The sequence below is a fragment of the Paracoccus sp. pheM1 genome (assembly GCF_018499825.1).
Lineage (GTDB): Bacteria > Pseudomonadota > Alphaproteobacteria > Rhodobacterales > Rhodobacteraceae > Paracoccus > Paracoccus versutus.
This window is the reverse complement of the sequence record NZ_JAGXCX010000001.1, coordinates 645,247-660,804: the sequence shown is the minus strand read 5'-3', so window position 1 is coordinate 660,804 and position 15,558 is coordinate 645,247. Positions and strand designations below refer to the sequence as shown.

The following is a 15,558-nucleotide window of genomic DNA, read 5'->3' as shown; positions in this document are numbered from 1 at the left end:
TGCAAGAACCGCTCAAGGATTGCGGGCTCCCTCGCACGAAAGTGCGGTCGCGTCCATTCGTACGAGCTGACTCGCACCTAAATTTAACGCTGGTCGCGCGTCCCCTGCATTCAGATTTCCCAACCGCCAGACTGACAATATGGGTAAAACTCCTGCAACATCAGAACGTTGCGGGACTATACCGTGAAGCATCCGGTTAACAGGTCCGGAGAATATTGGCCCCGAGAGAACGCTTTCAGGCTACCCGGCGCAGAGGCCGGGTGAATAGCCCGCGCCGCATAACCCTCGAAAACAACGGAAAAATTCGGCCGGAGCCGGACGCGGAGAACGCTTTCGCGAGGGCAAGTGGCGGACGGTGAGGGATTCGAACCCTCGAGACGGTTCCCCGCCTACACACTTTCCAGGCGTGCGCCTTCGACCACTCGGCCAACCGTCCGTGGCGGTTCGTCTAGCGCGACGGGCGGCGGGGTGCAAGTCGCAGTTCTCTCAAAGCTTCGAAATCCGCTTCTGCAATTCGGCAAGCTGGCGGCGGATCTCGGCCATGTCCTCGGGCGCGGAAGCCTTCTTGCCGCTGCGACGGGTCTCATCCGTCTCGGTCTCCTCCATCTCGGGGCCGCTGCTGCCCGCGCCCCAGCCCGCCGCCATCGCCTTCAGGAACAGCTGCTGCTGGCGCTGGAGCGCCTCGAAACCCGGCATCGAGGACATCGGGTTGGGGAAGGTCGACAGATTCTCCATCATCTTCGACTGACCCTCGCGCAGCATCTCGAAACTGGCGGCCAGGAATTGCGGCACCACCGATTGCGCCTGGGTCGTGTAGCTGCGCACCAGGTCGATCAGCACGTCGATGGGCAAGACGTTCTCGCCCCGGCCCTCGTGCTCGGCGATGATCTGCAACAGATATTGCCGGGTCAGGTCGTCGCCGGTCTTGAGATCGACGATGCGCACCTGCCGCCCGGCACGGATGAAGCCCGCAATATCCTCAAGCGTGACGTAATCGCTGGTCTCGGTGTTGTAGAGGCGGCGGCTCGCATAGCGCTTGATCAGAAGCGGGGTCGTGTTCTCGGGCTCAGCCATGGCTCCTCCGGCAGTGCATTTGCAGCATGATGGGAAATGGCCCGGAAAAATGCAAAGAAAATCGCCATGCTGCGCCGGAAGCAGGGGACGAGCCCCGGATCGGGCCCAGATCGGGGGCCCGGCCGGATACGAACCGGGCCCGGCCATGGAAAAAGGGGGCAGCGAACTGCCCCCCTTCGTCTGGAACCGCAAGGGCCTGCGATCAGGCCTTGGTCACGGTGCTGGCCGAGGTCGCGGCGGCAGCGGCTTTCTTGACCGCGGCCTGGGTTTCGCGGCTGGCCTTTTCGGCGGCCTTCTGCGCGTCGGCGGCCAGGTCCTTGCCGGCGGTCAGCATCAGGTCGACGGTGTCCATCTGGACCTTCTTCGCCACTTCGGCAAAGGCGGCCATGTGCTCGGCAGCCATTTCGGCGGCGGCGGTGGCGAAATCGCTCAGCGCCTTGGCGTATTCGGCCGGCTCTTCCTTGGACGAGGTCAGCTCACCCATGCGGGCGATGGTGTCCTTGGCCCACTGGGCCGAGATCTCGGTCGAACGCTCGGCAGCGGCCAGCGCGACGCGGGCCATCTTCTCGCCCAGCGCGGTCTGCGACTTGAAGGCGTCCTGGAACGACGAGGTGTCGACCGGGAATTTCGCCATCACTTCTTGCAGGGTCTTGGTGAAGTCAGGGGTCTTGGCCATTTGCTCTCTCCTAGATCGGCGCGAAGCTTCGGCACCGGTTGAACTGTTCTGACCAACATATACTTTCTGCACCGCAGCATTGCAAGGTTTTCTTGCTGCGGTGCAGAAAAATTTTACGCCCGCTCGTGGACGTAAAGGCCGGGCGCGGGGCCGAAACCCTCGCCCGGATCGCGGGCCTCGACCATGTCCCCCGCCCGCCGGGCCAGCCATTCGCCCCAGCGGCCCCACCAACTGCCCTCGTGGTGCTGCGCCTTGTCCAGCCAGTGCTGCTCGCCCTGCTGGAAGCCGGCATCCGAGGTGTAGTGGCCATATTTCTTCTTGCTGGGCGGGTTGACGATGCCGGCGATATGGCCCGATTCGGACAGGATGAAGGTCTTGTCCCTGGAGCCCATCTGCGCGATGCCGCGCCAGCTGTCCTTCCAGGGCGCGATATGGTCGGTCTCGCAGGCGATGGCGCAAAGCGGCACGGTCACGTCGCCGACATGCAGCCGGTGGCCCATCAGCTCGAACCCTTCCTTGACGAAGCGGTTCTGCTGGCACAGCCCGCGCAGGTATTCCACCGCCATGCGCCCCGGCAGGTTGGTGCCGTCGCCGTTCCAGAAGAGCAGGTCGAAGGCCGGCGGCGTCTCGCCCAGCATGTAGCTGCGAATCGCCGGCCCCCAGACCAGGTCGTTGGCGCGCAGGAAGCTGAAGGTGCGCGTCATCAGCTGCGCCCCCAGGATGCCGGTGCGCGCCGCCTCCTCCTCGATGCCCGAGACGAAATCGTCTTGCAGATAGGCGGTGAATTCGCCCTGGTCGGCGAAGTCGGTCAGCGCGGTGAAGAAGGTGGCGGCGTTCACCCGGTCGTCGCCGCGCTGCTTGAGAAGCGACAGGGTCAGCGCCAGCGTGGTGCCGGCGATGCAATAGCCGACCGCATTCAGCTTTTTCTGGTCGGTCAGGTCCAGCACCCGGTCCATCACCTCCAGATAGGCACTGACATAATCGTCCATGCCGGTGTCGCCATAGCTGGGATCGGGGTTCTTCCAGGCCACCACGAACAGCGTATGGCCCTGGTCCACGATCCATTTGATCAGGCTGTTCTGCGGCTTGAGGTCGAGGATGTAGAACTTGTTGATCCAGGGCGGAAAGATCACCAGCGGGATCTCATGCACCTGCGCGGTGGTGGGCTTGTACTGGATCAGCTCGTAAAGCTTGGTGCGCGCGACCACCGTGCCCTCGGTGGTGCCGATGTTCTCGCCCACGCGGAAGGCGTCGCGGTCGGCCAGCGACACGATCAGCTCGCCGCTGTTCTGCTCGACGTCGCGCACCAGGTTCTCGAGGCCCCTGACCAGGCTTTCGCCCTCGGTCTCCACCGCCTTTTCCAGCGCGTCGGGATTGGTCGCCAGGAAGTTCGTCGGCGCCATCATGTCGATCATCTGGCGGGTGAACCATTCGATCCGGCGCCGGTCGGTCATCTCGGGCAGGTCCAGCGCGCTTGCCGCCTCCTGCAGGGCCTGGGCGTTGATCTGGTATTGCCGCTTGATGAAGTTGAAGAAGGGATGCGCCTCCCACAGCGGGTTGGCAAAGCGCCGGTCCCGCGGCCCCTCGCTGGGCGGCGGCGTCAGCGTGCCGCGGGCGAAGGCGGCCTGGGCCTCGGCGAAATGGCGCAGCGTCTCGCCCCAATAGCTGACCTGCTGGCCGATCACCCGCTCGGGCTGCTCGGCCAGAAGCTTGATCCAGGCCGAGGTCGCGGTGGCGAAAAGGTCGGGACCCGGCATCTCGACGCCGGGATTGGAGGGGCGGCGCTGCGCCAGCGCGCTGATCAGGCGCTGGGTCAGCGATTCGATGCGCTCGATGTTCTGGGCCAGCTGCTCGGGCAGGCGGCTGCCGGCGCCGAAGGCCGCCTCGACGAAGGCGGCGGTGGCCGGGCTCGGATGCGGCTCGGCGGCGGGAACGGGGGGCTGGTCGGCCCCGGCAGGGGCGGCTGCAGGGGCGCGGGGCGCGGCCATCGGCGGCACCGTGCCCGGCCCGACGGCGCCAAGCGGGCGCAGCGCCTCGTCGGCCATGCTGATCGAGGCGGCCTCGGCCTGCGCCTTCGCCGCCGCCTTGCCCGTGGGCTTGCGGCGCGGACCGGGGCGCGGATCGCTGCGCCCGGCCGCCCGCCCGCGCGAGGCGGGCTTGCGCGTGCCGGACTTGGCGGCGGGCTTGGCCGCATCGGCCGCCGCGGCCGGCTTGGACTTGGCGGCCGGCTTGGACTTGGCGGGCGGCGCCGGCGCCGGCTCGGCCTTTGCCGCAGCCTTCCCGCGACGCGCCCGCGCCGGCTTTTCCGAATCGGCAGGCTTGGGCTCGGGTTGCGCGGCCTCGGCCCCGGCGCGGGCCTTGGCCCCTGCCCCGCGGCCCCTGCGTGGTTTGCCCCCGGCTTCGGCCGCGTCCGCAGCTTCCGGTTTTTCGTCCTTGCCCGCCATAATTGACAATCCTCCCTGAACCGTAAAATCATTATGCCCAGCACAATACGCAGGTAAAGCCGTGTCCTTGCCGGCAAGGCCGAATCCGGCGGGTCCATGGGAGAAGGTGGCAATGACGACGTACAAGGGTTTGAGAGGGATCATCTCCTATGATGCGATGGAGACGATCCGCAACACCAACGAATGGATGGGCGCCAGCGCGCGGGCCCTGGCCTCCTATCCGGCCTTCGCGCTGCTGCCCAATCCGATGTTCAAGCTGATGTCGGCCTGGGGCCGGGTGACCGAGCGCAGCTTCGCGCGCATGGTCATCAAGCCGGACTGGGAAATCCCCCCCGTCGTGTCCGAGGACGGCCAGGACCATGTCGTCTATATCGAGCCGGTGATCGAGCGCCCCTTCGGCGACCTGGTGCATTTCCGCGTCGCCCGCCGCGCGCCGCTTGCGCGCAAGGTCCTGCTGGTCGCGCCAATGTCCGGTCACTATGCCACCCTCCTTCGCACCACGGTCACATCCTTGCTGCCCGATTGCGAAGTCTATGTGACGGACTGGCACAATGCCCGCGACATCCCGGTCAGCTGCGGCAAGTTCGACATCGACGACTACACCCAGTATCTGGTCGACTTCATCCGCCATCTCGGCCCCGACACCAATGTGATCGCCGTCTGCCAGCCGGCGCCGCTCGCGCTGGCCGCGACCGCGCTTCTGGCCGAGGAAGACCCCAAGGCCCAGCCGCGCTCGCTGATCCTGATCGGCGGCCCGATCGACCCCGACGCGGCGGCGACCGAAGTCACCGATTTCGGCAACCGCATCACCATGGGCGAGCTGGACTACCTGATGATCCAGCAGGTCGGCTTCAAGTATCGCGGCGCCGGGCGCATGGTCTATCCCGGCCTCGCCCAGCTTTCCTCCTTCATCGCCATGAATGCCGAGACCCACGCCAAGGCCTTCCTCGACAAGATCTTCGCCGAGGCCCGCGGCCAGGGCTCCGAGGGCGACAAGCACAACACCTTCTACGACGAATATCTCGCCGTCATGGACATGACCGCCGAATTCTACCTCTCGACGGTCGAGCGCATCTTCAAGGAACGCGAGATCGCGCAGAACCGCTTCAGCGTGAACGGCAAGCCGGTCGACCTGGGCAAGATCACCGATGTCGCGGTGATGACGGTCGAGGGCGCCAACGACGACATCTCGGCGCCGGGCCAATGCGTCGCCGCGCTGGCGCTCTGCACCGGCGTGCCCGAAAGCCGCAAGACCCAGCACCTGGAACCCGGCGCCGGCCATTACGGCATCTTCGCCGGGAAAAGCTGGCGCCTGAACATCCGCCCGCTGGTGCTGGATTTCATCGACGAGCAGGTCCAGCCCGCCGGCCAGCGCAAGCGCCGCCGCAGCGGCCCGGTCCCGGTCGATTGCGGCGTCAGCAACCTCACCGAACACGACTCCAAGATCGCGGTCTGACCGCCCGCGGCAACGGGGCGCGGCCGGCGGGCCGCGCCCGCCTCAGGTTGCCCGCGCCAGCACCTCCTCCAGCGCCGCGCCGATCAGCGCCAGGCAATCGGGGGTCGAAAAGCGGTGATCGGCGCCCTTGACCAGCACCAGCCGCATATCCTCGCCCGAGGCATGGGCCAGCAGGTCCAGCGCCCAGGACATCGGCACCTCGGCATCCCCGGTGCCTTGCAGGAAACGCACCGGGAAAGGCAGCGGCAAGGGCTGGTCCAGCACCAGGTGGTCGCGCCCGTCCTCGATCAACCGGCGGGTGATGACATAGGGATCGCCATAGCCGCTGGGCTGCTCGACTTGGCCGCGCTCCGCCAGGGCCGCGCGCTCGGCCGTGGAAAACCCGGCCCAATAGCCGCGCTCGGTGAAATCCGGCGCCGCCGCCACCGTGACCAGCCCGGCCAGCCGCTCGGGCATGGTCCGCGCCAGCAGCAGGCTGATCCAGCCGCCCATGGACGAGCCGACCAGCACCTGCCGCCCCTCGGTCAGCCCACGGATCGCGGCCATGGCATCGGCCAGCCAGTCGCCGATCGCGCCCTCCTCGAAGGCGCCCGAGGATTCGCCATGCCCCGAATAGTCCAGGCGCAGGAAGGCCCGGCCGCGCTCGCGCGCCCAATCCTCCAGCCACAGCGCCTTGGTGCCCTGCATGTCCGAGCGGAACCCGCCCAGGAACACCACGCCGGGCCCCTGCCCCTCGATCCGGTTATAGGCGATGCGCCGCCCCTGCGGCCCTTCCAGAAACTGCGTCATTCTTTCGTGTCCAAATATCCTGCGGGGGAGTCGCGGAACGCGACGGGGGCGCAAAGCCCCCCTGCACACCTAGCCGCATTGACAACGCCGGGCAATCGCGCCACACCCGCGCGACATACCCGCAACCGGGCGTTCCGTGGGCGCCAAACCGACGAGGAGGACTCATGTCCCAGATCTCCCTGACCTTTCCCGATGGCAATGCGCGCGACTACCCCGCCGGCATCACCGCCGCCGAGGTCGCGGCCTCCATCGCCCCCAGCCTGGCGAAAAACGCCATCTCTGCCAGCCTCGACGGCCGGCACATCGACCTGCAATGGCCGATCACCACCGGGGGCAGCATCGCCATCAACACCATGAAGGACAGCGAGCCGGCGCTGGAGCTGATCCGCCACGACCTCGCCCATATCATGGCCCGCGCCGTGCAGGAGCTGTGGCCCGACGTCAAGGTCACCATCGGCCCGGTCCGCGACCAGGGCTGGTTCTACGACTTCGACCGCGCCGAGCCCTTCACCCCCGAGGACCTCGGCGCCATCGAGGCGCGGATGAAGCAGATCATCGCCGCCCGCGACCCGGTCCGCACCGAGGTCTGGGACCGCGACCGTGCGCGCGCCCATTACGAGGCGCAGGGCGAGCCCTTCAAGATCGAACTCCTCGACCGCATCCCGGAAGGCGAGCCGATCCGCATGTATTGGCACGGCGACTGGCAGGATCTCTGCCGCGGCCCGCATCTGCAGCATACCGGCCAGGTGCCGGCCGACGCCTTCAAGCTGACGCATGTCGCGGGGGCCTATTGGCTGGGCGACGCCTCGCGGCCGATGCTGCAGCGCATCTACGGCGTGGCCTTCAGGAACCGCGACGACCTCAAGGCGCACCTGACCATGCTGGAAGAGGCCGCCAAGCGCGACCACCGCAAGCTCGGCCGGGAAATGGAGCTCTTCCACTTCCAGGAAGAAGCGCCGGGCATGGTGTTCTGGCACCCGAACGGCTGGTCGATCTATCGCGAGCTGGAAGCCTATATGCGCCGCCGGCTGATCCGCGCCGATTACAAGGAAATCAAGACGCCCCAGGTGGTCGACCGCATCCTGTGGGAAAAATCCGGCCATTGGGAAGCCTATCGCGAGAACATGTTCATCGTCGAGGTGGACGAGGAAGGCGCCAAGGAAAAGCGCATCAATGCGCTCAAGCCGATGAACTGCCCCTGCCATGTCCAGGTCTACAACCAGGGCCTGAAGAGCTATCGCGACCTGCCGCTGCGCCTGGCTGAATTCGGCTCCTGCCACCGCTACGAGCCCTCGGGCTCGATGCACGGGCTGATGCGGGTGCGCGGCTTCGTCCAGGACGATGCGCATATCTTCTGCACCGAGGACCAGATCGAGGCGGAATGCGCCGGCTTCATCGAACTGCTGTCCTCGGTCTACAAGGATCTCGGCTTCGAGAAATTCGACATCAAGCTCTCGACCCGCCCCGATGTCCGCGTCGGCTCCGACGAGATCTGGGACAAGGCCGAGGCGGCGCTGAAAGGCGCCATCGAGCATCTCGGCCTGCCCTATGAGGTCAACCCCGGCGACGGCGCCTTCTACGGGCCGAAACTGGACTTCAAGCTGACCGACGCCATCGGCCGCGAATGGCAATGCGGCACCTTCCAATGCGACTTCAACCTGCCGCAGCGGCTCGAGGCGGAATATGTCGGCGAGGACGGCGCCAAGCACATGCCGGTCATGCTGCACCGCGCCGTGCTGGGCAGCTTCGAGCGCTTCATCGGCATCCTGATCGAGAACTACTCGGGCAAGCTGCCGCTCTGGCTCGCGCCGCGCCAGGTGGTGGTCGCCTCGATCGTCTCGGGCGCCGACGATTACGTCCACGAGGTCGTGGCCGCCCTGCGCGCCGCCGGGCTGCGGGCCGAGGCCGACACCCGCAACGAAAAGATCAACTACAAGGTGCGCGAGCATTCGGTCGGCAAGGTGCCGGTCATCATGGCCGTGGGCCTGAAGGAGGTCGAGGAGCGCAGCGTCTCGATCCGACGCCTCGACCGCCAGGGCAGCGAAAGCCACGGGCTCGAATCGGCCGTGGCCACGTTGCGGGCCGAGGCCAGCCCGCCGGACCTGCGCTGAGCGCCCCGGCTTGGCGACAATTTGCCGATGCGAACGCGCAAGATGACCCTACGTCACCTTGCGCGGCGCATTCGTGCTTGCGTTTTTCGGCGAATCGTTCATCCTCTCGTCCGCGTGAGCACGACTTTCTACCGCCTCCCTTCACGGGGCAGCCGGACTTGACGGGAAAGGGCTGCACGGCCTGGGCGCAATCTCGCCCCAGGATGACTTGAAGGAGAGACGGTATAATGGCTACCGGCACCGTAAAATGGTTCAACGCCACCAAAGGCTATGGCTTCATCGCGCCCGATGACGGCGGCAAGGACGTCTTCGTCCATATCTCGGCGGTCGAGCGCGCCGGCCTGACCGGGCTGAACGACAACCAGAAGATCGCCTACGAACTGCAATCGGGCCGCGACGGCCGCAGCTCGGCCTCGGATCTGAAGCTGCTCTGATTCGTCAGCACCCGGAATTTCGGAAACGGCCGGCCCGCATGGCGCCGGCCGTTTCCTTTTGCCCCCTTCCGGCTTCTTCCGTGTCGAAATATCCTGGGGGAGCGCCTCGCCTGCCCCATCGAGGGGCAGGCGAGGCGCGGGGGCAAAGCCCCCTTCCCATGCGCACCGACAGCCTCTATCCCCAAGCCCGGAACAGAAACGGGGCGATGGGATGAACCTGGCCGAACATGTGCTCAGCGCGGGGCTTGCGACGCCGGACAGGCTGGCCATGTCGGTGCTGGGGCTGGGCCGCGCCGACCGCTGGTCGCATGCCCGCCTGCGCCAGGCGGTGCTGGGCACCGCCACCGGCCTGCTGCAATCCGGCCTCGCCCCCGGCGACCGGCTGCTGATGCGGCTGGGAAACAATCCCGGCTTTCCCGTGGCCTATCTCGGCGCCATCGCCGCCGGCATCGTCCCGGTCCCGACCTCTCCCATGCTGACCACGCCCGAGATCACCCGCATCGCCGCCGCGATCCGGCCGGCCATGGTGATCGCCGACCCGGACATCGCCCTGCCCGACCAGCCGGCGCCGGTGCTGCCTGCCGCCCGCCTCGGCGAATTCGCCCTGCTGCCGCCGGCCGGGTTCGCACAACACGATCCGGACGACCTGGCCTATATCGTCTTCACCTCGGGCACGTCAGGCCAGCCGCGCGCCGTCTGCCACGCGCATCGCGCCATCCTCGCCCGCCGGATGATGTTCGACGGCTGGTACGGGCTGACGCCGCAGGACCGGCTGCTGCATGCCGGCGCCTTCAACTGGACCTTCACCCTGGGCACCGGCCTCATGGACCCCTGGACGCTGGGCGCCACCGCGCTGATCCCCGCCCCCGGCATCGCGCCCGAACAGATCCCGCTGATCGCCGGCCGCCATGGCGCCACCATCCTGGCCGCGGCACCCGGCGTCTTTCGCCGCATGCTGCGCGCCGACTGGCGGCCCTGGCCGGGCCTGCGCCATGGCCTGACCGCCGGCGAAAGGCTCGATCCCGGCCTGCGCCGCGCCTGGCAGGCGCGCACCGGCACCGACCTGCACGAGGCCATGGGCATGTCGGAATGCTCGACCTTCCTGTCCGGCAGCCCCGCGCGCCCCGCGCCCGAAGGCACGGCCGGCTTTCCCCAGCCCGGCCGCCGCATCGCCATCCTCGACGACAGCGGCGCCCCGACCCAGGGCCCCGGCATCCTGGCCGTCCACCGCGCGGACCCCGGCCTGTTCCTGGGCTATCTCGACCAGCCCGAGGAAACCGCCGCCCGCTTCCGCGGCGACTGGTTCCTGACCGGCGACCTGGCCGAGACCACGCCCGAGGGCGCGATCCGCCTGCTGGGGCGCGACGACGACATGATGAACGCCGGCGGCTTCCGCGTCTCGCCGGGCGAGGTCGAGGACGCGCTGGCGCAGATCCCCGAAATCGGCGAGATCGCCGCGACCGAATTGCCGGTCGGGCCGGGGTCGAGCATCATCGCCGCCTTCTGGACCGGCAGCGCCGACGAGGCGCGGCTGCGCGCGGCCGCCGAACGCGGGCTTGCGCGTTACAAGCAGCCGCGCGAATACATCCACCTGCCCGCCCTGCCCCGCACGCCCACGGGCAAGATCAACCGCCGCGCCCTGCGCGATGTCCATTCGCGTGCAAAGCACGACCCCCATCCGCCCACACAGCACGACCCCCATCCGCCCACACAGCACGACACCCCGTCGCCCACACAGCACGACAGCCCGTCGCGCGCACAGCACGACACCTCTTCCCGCGCACAGCACGACACCCATCGCAAGGACCGGACATGAACCAGCAGATCCGCCTCGACATCTTCGCCGATCCCGTCTGCCCCTGGTGCCTGATCGGCAAGGCCGAGCTGGACCGGGCGCTGGAAAGCCGCCCCGACCATCCCTTTGCCATCACCTGGCAGCCCTTCCGCCTGGACCCGCAGATGCCGCGGGCGGGGATGGACTATGTCGCCTACATGAAGATGAAGTTCACCGACGAGAAAGGCATCATCGCCGCCATGAAGCCGGTGATGGAGGCCAGCGAGCGGCTGGGCCTGTGGATCAACCCCTCGCTGATCGAACGGATGCCGAACACGCTCGACGCGCACCGCCTGCTGCATTGGGCGGGACTCGAGGGCGCGCAGACCCCGGTCATGGCGGCGCTGATGCGGGCGCACTGGCGCGAGGGCCGCAACATCTCGAACCCCGACGTGCTGGTCGAGATCGGCGAGGGCGCGGGCATGGACGGGGCGGTGATCCGCCGGCTGCTGGCCTCGGACGCGGACCGCGACACGGTGCAGGCGCGCGAGATGCACGCAAGGCAGCGCGGCGTGAACTCGGTCCCGACCTTCGTCGTCGCCGATGCCCATGTGGTGACGGGGGCCCAGCCCGCCGCGCTGTGGCTGCAGGTGATCGACGAACTGGCGGGCAAGCAGCACCAATAGGTTGCGCAAGCCCCAGGCAGCTGCCGCAATATCTGGAAATTGGCGCCGGTTTCGCCTATATTCCTGAGTCCTCACCTTTCCGACTTTAACCGGGCGCGCGCGGCTGTATAAGACCCGCTCGCCCCGTTTCCGACCCCAAGCCAAGGACACCCGCCATGAGCCGATTCTCAGCCCCTATCGCCGAACAGATCTGGGACATGAAATACCGGCTCAAGGACGGCGGCGGCCAGCCCATCGACCTGTCGGTCGAGGACAGCTGGCGCCGCGTCGCCCGCGACCTCGCCCGCGTCGAGAAGGATCCGGCGCTGTGGGAGGACCGCTTCTATGCCGCGCTCGAGGATTTCAAGTTCCTGCCCGCCGGCCGCATCCTGGCCGGCGCCGGCACCGGGCGCGAGGTGACGCTGTTCAACTGCTTCGTCATGGGCACCATCCCCGACAGCATGGCCGGCATCTTCGACATGCTGAAAGAGGCCGCGCTGACCATGCAGCAGGGCGGCGGCATCGGCTATGACTTCAGCACCATCCGCCCGCGCGGGGCCGAGGTAAAGGGCGTGGCCGCCGACGCCTCGGGCCCGCTGTCCTTCATGGATGTCTGGGACGCCATGTGCCGCACCATCATGTCCGCAGGCTCGCGCCGCGGCGCGATGATGGCGACCATGCGCTGCGACCATCCCGATATCGAGGCCTTCATCGAGGCCAAGCAGGACAGCGCCCGGCTGCGCATGTTCAACCTGTCGGTGCTGGTCACGGATGCCTTCATGCAGGCGGTCAAGGCCGACGGCCCCTGGGATCTGCAATTCGACGGCAAGATCTATCACACCGTGCGGGCGCGCGACCTGTGGAACCGGATCATGCGCGCGACCTATGACTATGCCGAGCCGGGCGTGATCTTCATCGACCGCATCAACCAGCAGAACAACCTGGCCTATGCCGAGACGATCGCCGCGACCAATCCCTGCGGCGAACAGCCCCTGCCGCCCTATGGCGCCTGCCTTCTGGGCTCGGTCAACCTGGCCCGGCTGGTCGAGGCGCCCTTCACGCCCCAGGCCCGGCTGAACCCCGAGGCGCTGGACGAGCTGGTCCGCACCGCGGTGCGGATGATGGACAACGTGGTCGACGCCTCGAAATTCCCCCTGCCGCAGCAGGCGGCCGAGGCGCAGGCCAAGCGCCGCATCGGGCTGGGCGTCACCGGGCTGGCCGATGCCCTGCTGATGCTGGGCCTGCGCTATGGCGCCGCCGACGCGGTCGAGCAGACTCGCGTCTGGATGAAGGCTATCGCGCGCTCGGCCTATCTGGCCTCGGTCGACCTGGCCAAGGAAAAGGGTGCCTTCCCGCTGTTCGACGCGCAGAAATACCTGGCCTCGGGCTTCATGCAGCGCATGGATGCGGATCTGCGCGAGGCGGTGGCGCAGCACGGCATCCGCAACGCGCTGCTGACCTCGATCGCGCCGACCGGGACGATCAGCCTTTACGCCGGCAATGTCAGCTCGGGGATCGAGCCGGTCTTTGCCTATGCCTATACCCGCAAGGTGCTGCAAAAGGACGGCTCGCGCACCGAGGAAGAGGTCGTGGACTATGCCGTGCAGATGTGGCGCGACCTGAAAGGGGACGCCCCCCTGCCCGAGTATTTCGTCAACGCCCAGACCCTGGCGCCGCTGGACCATGTCGCCATGCAGGCGGCGGCGCAGGAATGGGTGGACAGCTCGATCTCCAAGACCATCAACTGCCCCGAGGACATCTCCTTCGAGGATTTCAAGGACGTCTACCTGGCCGCCTGGGACAAGGGCTGCAAGGGCTGCACCACCTATCGCCCGAACGACGTCACCGGCTCGGTCCTGTCGGTCAGCGAAAAGGCCGAGGAGGCGCCGCAGGCCGACAAGGGCGCCGACGTGGTCTACCTGACCGAGCCGCTGGACCGCCCGGCGGCGCTGGAGGGCGCGACCTACAAGCTGAAGTTCCCCGGCAGCGAGCATGCGATCTACATCACCATCAACGACATCGTGCAGGCCGGCCACCGTCGGCCGTTCGAGGTGTTCATCAACTCGAAGAACATGGAGCATTTCGCCTGGACGGTGGCGCTGACGCGGATGATCTCGGCCGTGTTCCGGCGCGGCGGCGACGTGAGTTTCGTGGTCGAGGAGCTGAAGGCGGTGTTCGACCCGCGCGGCGGCGCCTGGATCGAGGGGCGCTACGTGCCCTCGATCCTCGCCGCCATCGGCGGGGTGATCGAGCGCCACATGGTCGCCACCGGCTTCCTGGCCGGCGAGGGCATGGGGCTGAAATCCGATCCCAAGGCCGAGGTCATGGCCGTGGGCGAGCGCCCGCGCGGTCCCGCCTGCCCGGCCTGCGGCCAATACGGCATGCGGATGATCGAGGGCTGCATGACCTGCCCGTCCTGCGGCCATTCGAAATGCGGCTGACCGACGGCTGATAGGTGTGTGCGGCCAAGCATAAAATGAGCCTTACCCGGACTCTTTGAGCCTTTTTGCAAGCATAAAGTGAGCCCTGGATTTTCCAGTGCTTATTTTTATTATATTTATCAATACCCTGATGGATTTTGTTCTTTCAGGCTTAGCGACCACTCCAGGTCGGCTTGATGAGGGCGTGGACCTGTTGACGAACCGGGTATGAGCCCGCATCGTCCAGACACCCGCTCCGGGATCAGCAGCCGGTCACACCGCCCTACCGCCCCCGAAGCCTCACGTATTGTCACCATTACCACCGGAAAAGCGCCCGCTTTTCCGACCAGCCCAGTCTTGCCTCTGAAAGGAGGTCCGCTCATGTCCCCGATCCGCGCCATTCCTGGCCCTCCTGACCAATCAGATCACCCTTCATCTTTCGATCCGTGATCTATGCAGGCGGCCGTAGGCAACCGGAGGGCTTCAGCGCCCCGCCTGATCCTCTCTGCCGTCTGACAATCATCATCGCCACCATTTCCTACGACCGGTCTTTCCGGCCACCGGTCCCGCTTTGCCAAAAGGAATCCCCCCATGTCCCGTATCCCATTCGCCGAAGCCAGGTTTTTCAACCTCAATGACACCCGCAGCGCCCTGGAAACCCGGTTCGAGACCTATCTGCGACGATTGCGCGGCCGGCGATCAGGCCTGCCGCCGGAAGATCTCGGAAACGAATGCGATGCGCTCCCTGACCCGTTCTGGAAGGTTAATCTCTCGGGTCCGGAACAGGACCGGATCCGTCGCCGGGCCCGCCGAATCTTTGAACGTCGCAAGGCCGCAAGTGGCCTCGAGCATCTGAAGAAAGATGATCGTGAGCGGCTGGAGGTGCTGAAAGATGGCGCGCGGCTGATCAGTATCCCCAGTGAACATCGTGCCGATGAGATTGCCGCCGCCATTCACGAAGCTATGCCTTGGATGGCGCCGGCCACCGAGGTCATCTGGCACGGGATGCGCCGATCCATGCGCGAGGGCTTGCCGGGGCTCAAGGTGGAGTCGCTTAATCTCACCGGCCCGTCGGGCATCGGCAAAAGCTATTTGGGCCGGATTCTTGGGAAGCTGCTGGCCGCGCCCACCACCGTGATCGAGGCGACCGGCGAGAACGCCAGTTTTGGCGTGGTCGGTTCTCAGCGTGGTTGGGGCGGTTCCCACCCGGGCCGCCTGATCGAAACCGTGCTGCAAAGCGGCGTTGCCAATCCGATCATGGTGATCGACGAAATCGAAAAGGCCGGTTCCCCGGAGTCGATGAAGGGTCAGACCTTCGGCCTGGCTGAAGCATTGTTGCCCTTGCTGGAACCGATGACCGCGAAGCGCTGGAGCTGCCCCTATTACCAGGTCAAATTTGACATGTCTTGGGTCATCTGGATCCTGACCTCCAACGACTACCGGCGGCTGCCGGAACCGCTGCTCAACCGCTGCCCGCCGATCCGGCTGCGCCATCTGACCGTGGCGGAACTGTCCGGCTTTGTGCGCCGCGAGGGCAAGAAGCGGGCCCTGTCCGAGACATCGATCGAGACGATCTGCGAGGTTCTCGCTCACCCGTCCCTGCAGCAGCATCGTCCCAGCCTTCGGGTTGCGTCCCGCATGTTGCAAAACGCCGCTGATCTCGAACAGAGGCCGCCGCTCCACTGAGCGTGGCACCTACGCCCTTTCCTTATTTC

11 protein-coding genes and 1 tRNA gene are annotated in these 15,558 nt (G+C 66.8%); 7 read left to right on the top strand and 5 right to left on the bottom strand.

The features are described from left to right. Nucleotides 1-346: 346 nt before the first annotated feature. The 4 genes from KF941_RS03280 to phaC form a co-directional block, all read right to left on the bottom strand. Nucleotides 347-436, bottom strand: a tRNA-Ser gene (locus KF941_RS03280). A gap of 50 nt (nucleotides 437-486) precedes the next feature. Beyond that, the gene (phaR, locus tag KF941_RS03275) at nucleotides 487-1,074 is read right to left on the bottom strand and encodes a polyhydroxyalkanoate synthesis repressor PhaR (RefSeq protein WP_072461976.1); all 588 of its coding nucleotides are present in this window, start codon (nucleotides 1,072-1,074) and stop codon (nucleotides 487-489) included. Nucleotides 1,075-1,276: 202 nt separating this feature from the next. Beyond that, nucleotides 1,277-1,750, bottom strand: a complete 474-nt coding sequence (locus tag KF941_RS03270; RefSeq protein WP_036751216.1) for a phasin — start codon at nucleotides 1,748-1,750, stop codon at nucleotides 1,277-1,279. Nucleotides 1,751-1,863: 113 nt separating this feature from the next. Then, on the bottom strand, nucleotides 1,864-4,194 hold the full coding sequence (phaC, locus tag KF941_RS03265) for a class I poly(R)-hydroxyalkanoic acid synthase (protein WP_214272529.1): 2,331 nt from the start codon (nucleotides 4,192-4,194) through the stop codon (nucleotides 1,864-1,866). 130 nt (nucleotides 4,195-4,324) lie between these two features. Between phaC and phaZ the strand changes: the two genes are divergently transcribed. Then, entirely contained in the window at nucleotides 4,325-5,650 is a 1,326-nt protein-coding gene (gene phaZ / locus KF941_RS03260; RefSeq protein ID WP_052096230.1) for a polyhydroxyalkanoate depolymerase, read from the top strand. A gap of 42 nt (nucleotides 5,651-5,692) precedes the next feature. Here phaZ and KF941_RS03255 read toward each other — a convergent pair whose 3' ends face one another. After that, entirely contained in the window at nucleotides 5,693-6,439 is a 747-nt protein-coding gene (locus KF941_RS03255; protein WP_214272528.1) for an alpha/beta hydrolase, read from the bottom strand. A gap of 164 nt (nucleotides 6,440-6,603) precedes the next feature. Here KF941_RS03255 and thrS point away from each other — a divergent pair, with 164 nt between their 5' ends. The 6 genes from thrS (at nucleotide 6,604) to KF941_RS03225 (ending at nucleotide 15,529) form a co-directional block, all read left to right on the top strand. Next, entirely contained in the window at nucleotides 6,604-8,550 is a 1,947-nt protein-coding gene (gene thrS / locus KF941_RS03250; RefSeq protein WP_214272527.1) for a threonine--tRNA ligase, read from the top strand. Between the two features lie 227 nt (nucleotides 8,551-8,777). Then, entirely contained in the window at nucleotides 8,778-8,984 is a 207-nt protein-coding gene (locus KF941_RS03245) for a cold-shock protein (protein WP_011747293.1), read from the top strand. 211 nt (nucleotides 8,985-9,195) lie between these two features. Then, entirely contained in the window at nucleotides 9,196-10,800 is a 1,605-nt protein-coding gene (locus KF941_RS03240; RefSeq protein WP_214272526.1) for a class I adenylate-forming enzyme family protein, read from the top strand. Further along, nucleotides 10,797-11,444 (top strand): DsbA family oxidoreductase, encoded by a 648-nt coding sequence (locus tag KF941_RS03235; RefSeq protein WP_214272525.1) that lies wholly within the window; start codon nucleotides 10,797-10,799, stop codon nucleotides 11,442-11,444. The genes KF941_RS03240 and KF941_RS03235 overlap by 4 nt, the downstream gene beginning before the upstream one ends. A 155-nt stretch (nucleotides 11,445-11,599) precedes the next feature. After that, entirely contained in the window at nucleotides 11,600-13,864 is a 2,265-nt protein-coding gene (locus KF941_RS03230; protein ID WP_036759779.1) for an adenosylcobalamin-dependent ribonucleoside-diphosphate reductase, read from the top strand. A 570-nt stretch (nucleotides 13,865-14,434) separates the two neighbouring features. Further along, nucleotides 14,435-15,529, top strand: a complete 1,095-nt coding sequence (locus KF941_RS03225; protein ID WP_116222283.1) for an AAA family ATPase — start codon at nucleotides 14,435-14,437, stop codon at nucleotides 15,527-15,529. Nucleotides 15,530-15,558 lie beyond the last annotated feature (29 nt).

Bases quoted from the DNA above. Each gene is read 5' to 3' on its own strand.
- phaR (WP_072461976.1), bottom strand. From the start codon at position 1,074: ATGGCTGAGCCCGAGAACACGACCCCGCTTCTGATCAAGCGCTATGCG.
- KF941_RS03270 (WP_036751216.1), bottom strand. From the start codon at position 1,750: ATGGCCAAGACCCCTGACTTCACCAAGACCCTGCAAGAAGTGATGGCG.
- phaC (WP_214272529.1), bottom strand. From the start codon at position 4,194: ATGGCGGGCAAGGACGAAAAACCGGAAGCTGCGGACGCGGCCGAAGCC.
- KF941_RS03255 (WP_214272528.1), bottom strand. From the start codon at position 6,439: ATGACGCAGTTTCTGGAAGGGCCGCAGGGGCGGCGCATCGCCTATAAC.
- thrS (WP_214272527.1), top strand. From the start codon at position 6,604: ATGTCCCAGATCTCCCTGACCTTTCCCGATGGCAATGCGCGCGACTAC.
- KF941_RS03245 (WP_011747293.1), top strand. From the start codon at position 8,778: ATGGCTACCGGCACCGTAAAATGGTTCAACGCCACCAAAGGCTATGGC.
- KF941_RS03240 (WP_214272526.1), top strand. From the start codon at position 9,196: ATGAACCTGGCCGAACATGTGCTCAGCGCGGGGCTTGCGACGCCGGAC.
- KF941_RS03235 (WP_214272525.1), top strand. From the start codon at position 10,797: ATGAACCAGCAGATCCGCCTCGACATCTTCGCCGATCCCGTCTGCCCC.
- KF941_RS03230 (WP_036759779.1), top strand. From the start codon at position 11,600: ATGAGCCGATTCTCAGCCCCTATCGCCGAACAGATCTGGGACATGAAA.
- KF941_RS03225 (WP_116222283.1), top strand. From the start codon at position 14,435: ATGTCCCGTATCCCATTCGCCGAAGCCAGGTTTTTCAACCTCAATGAC.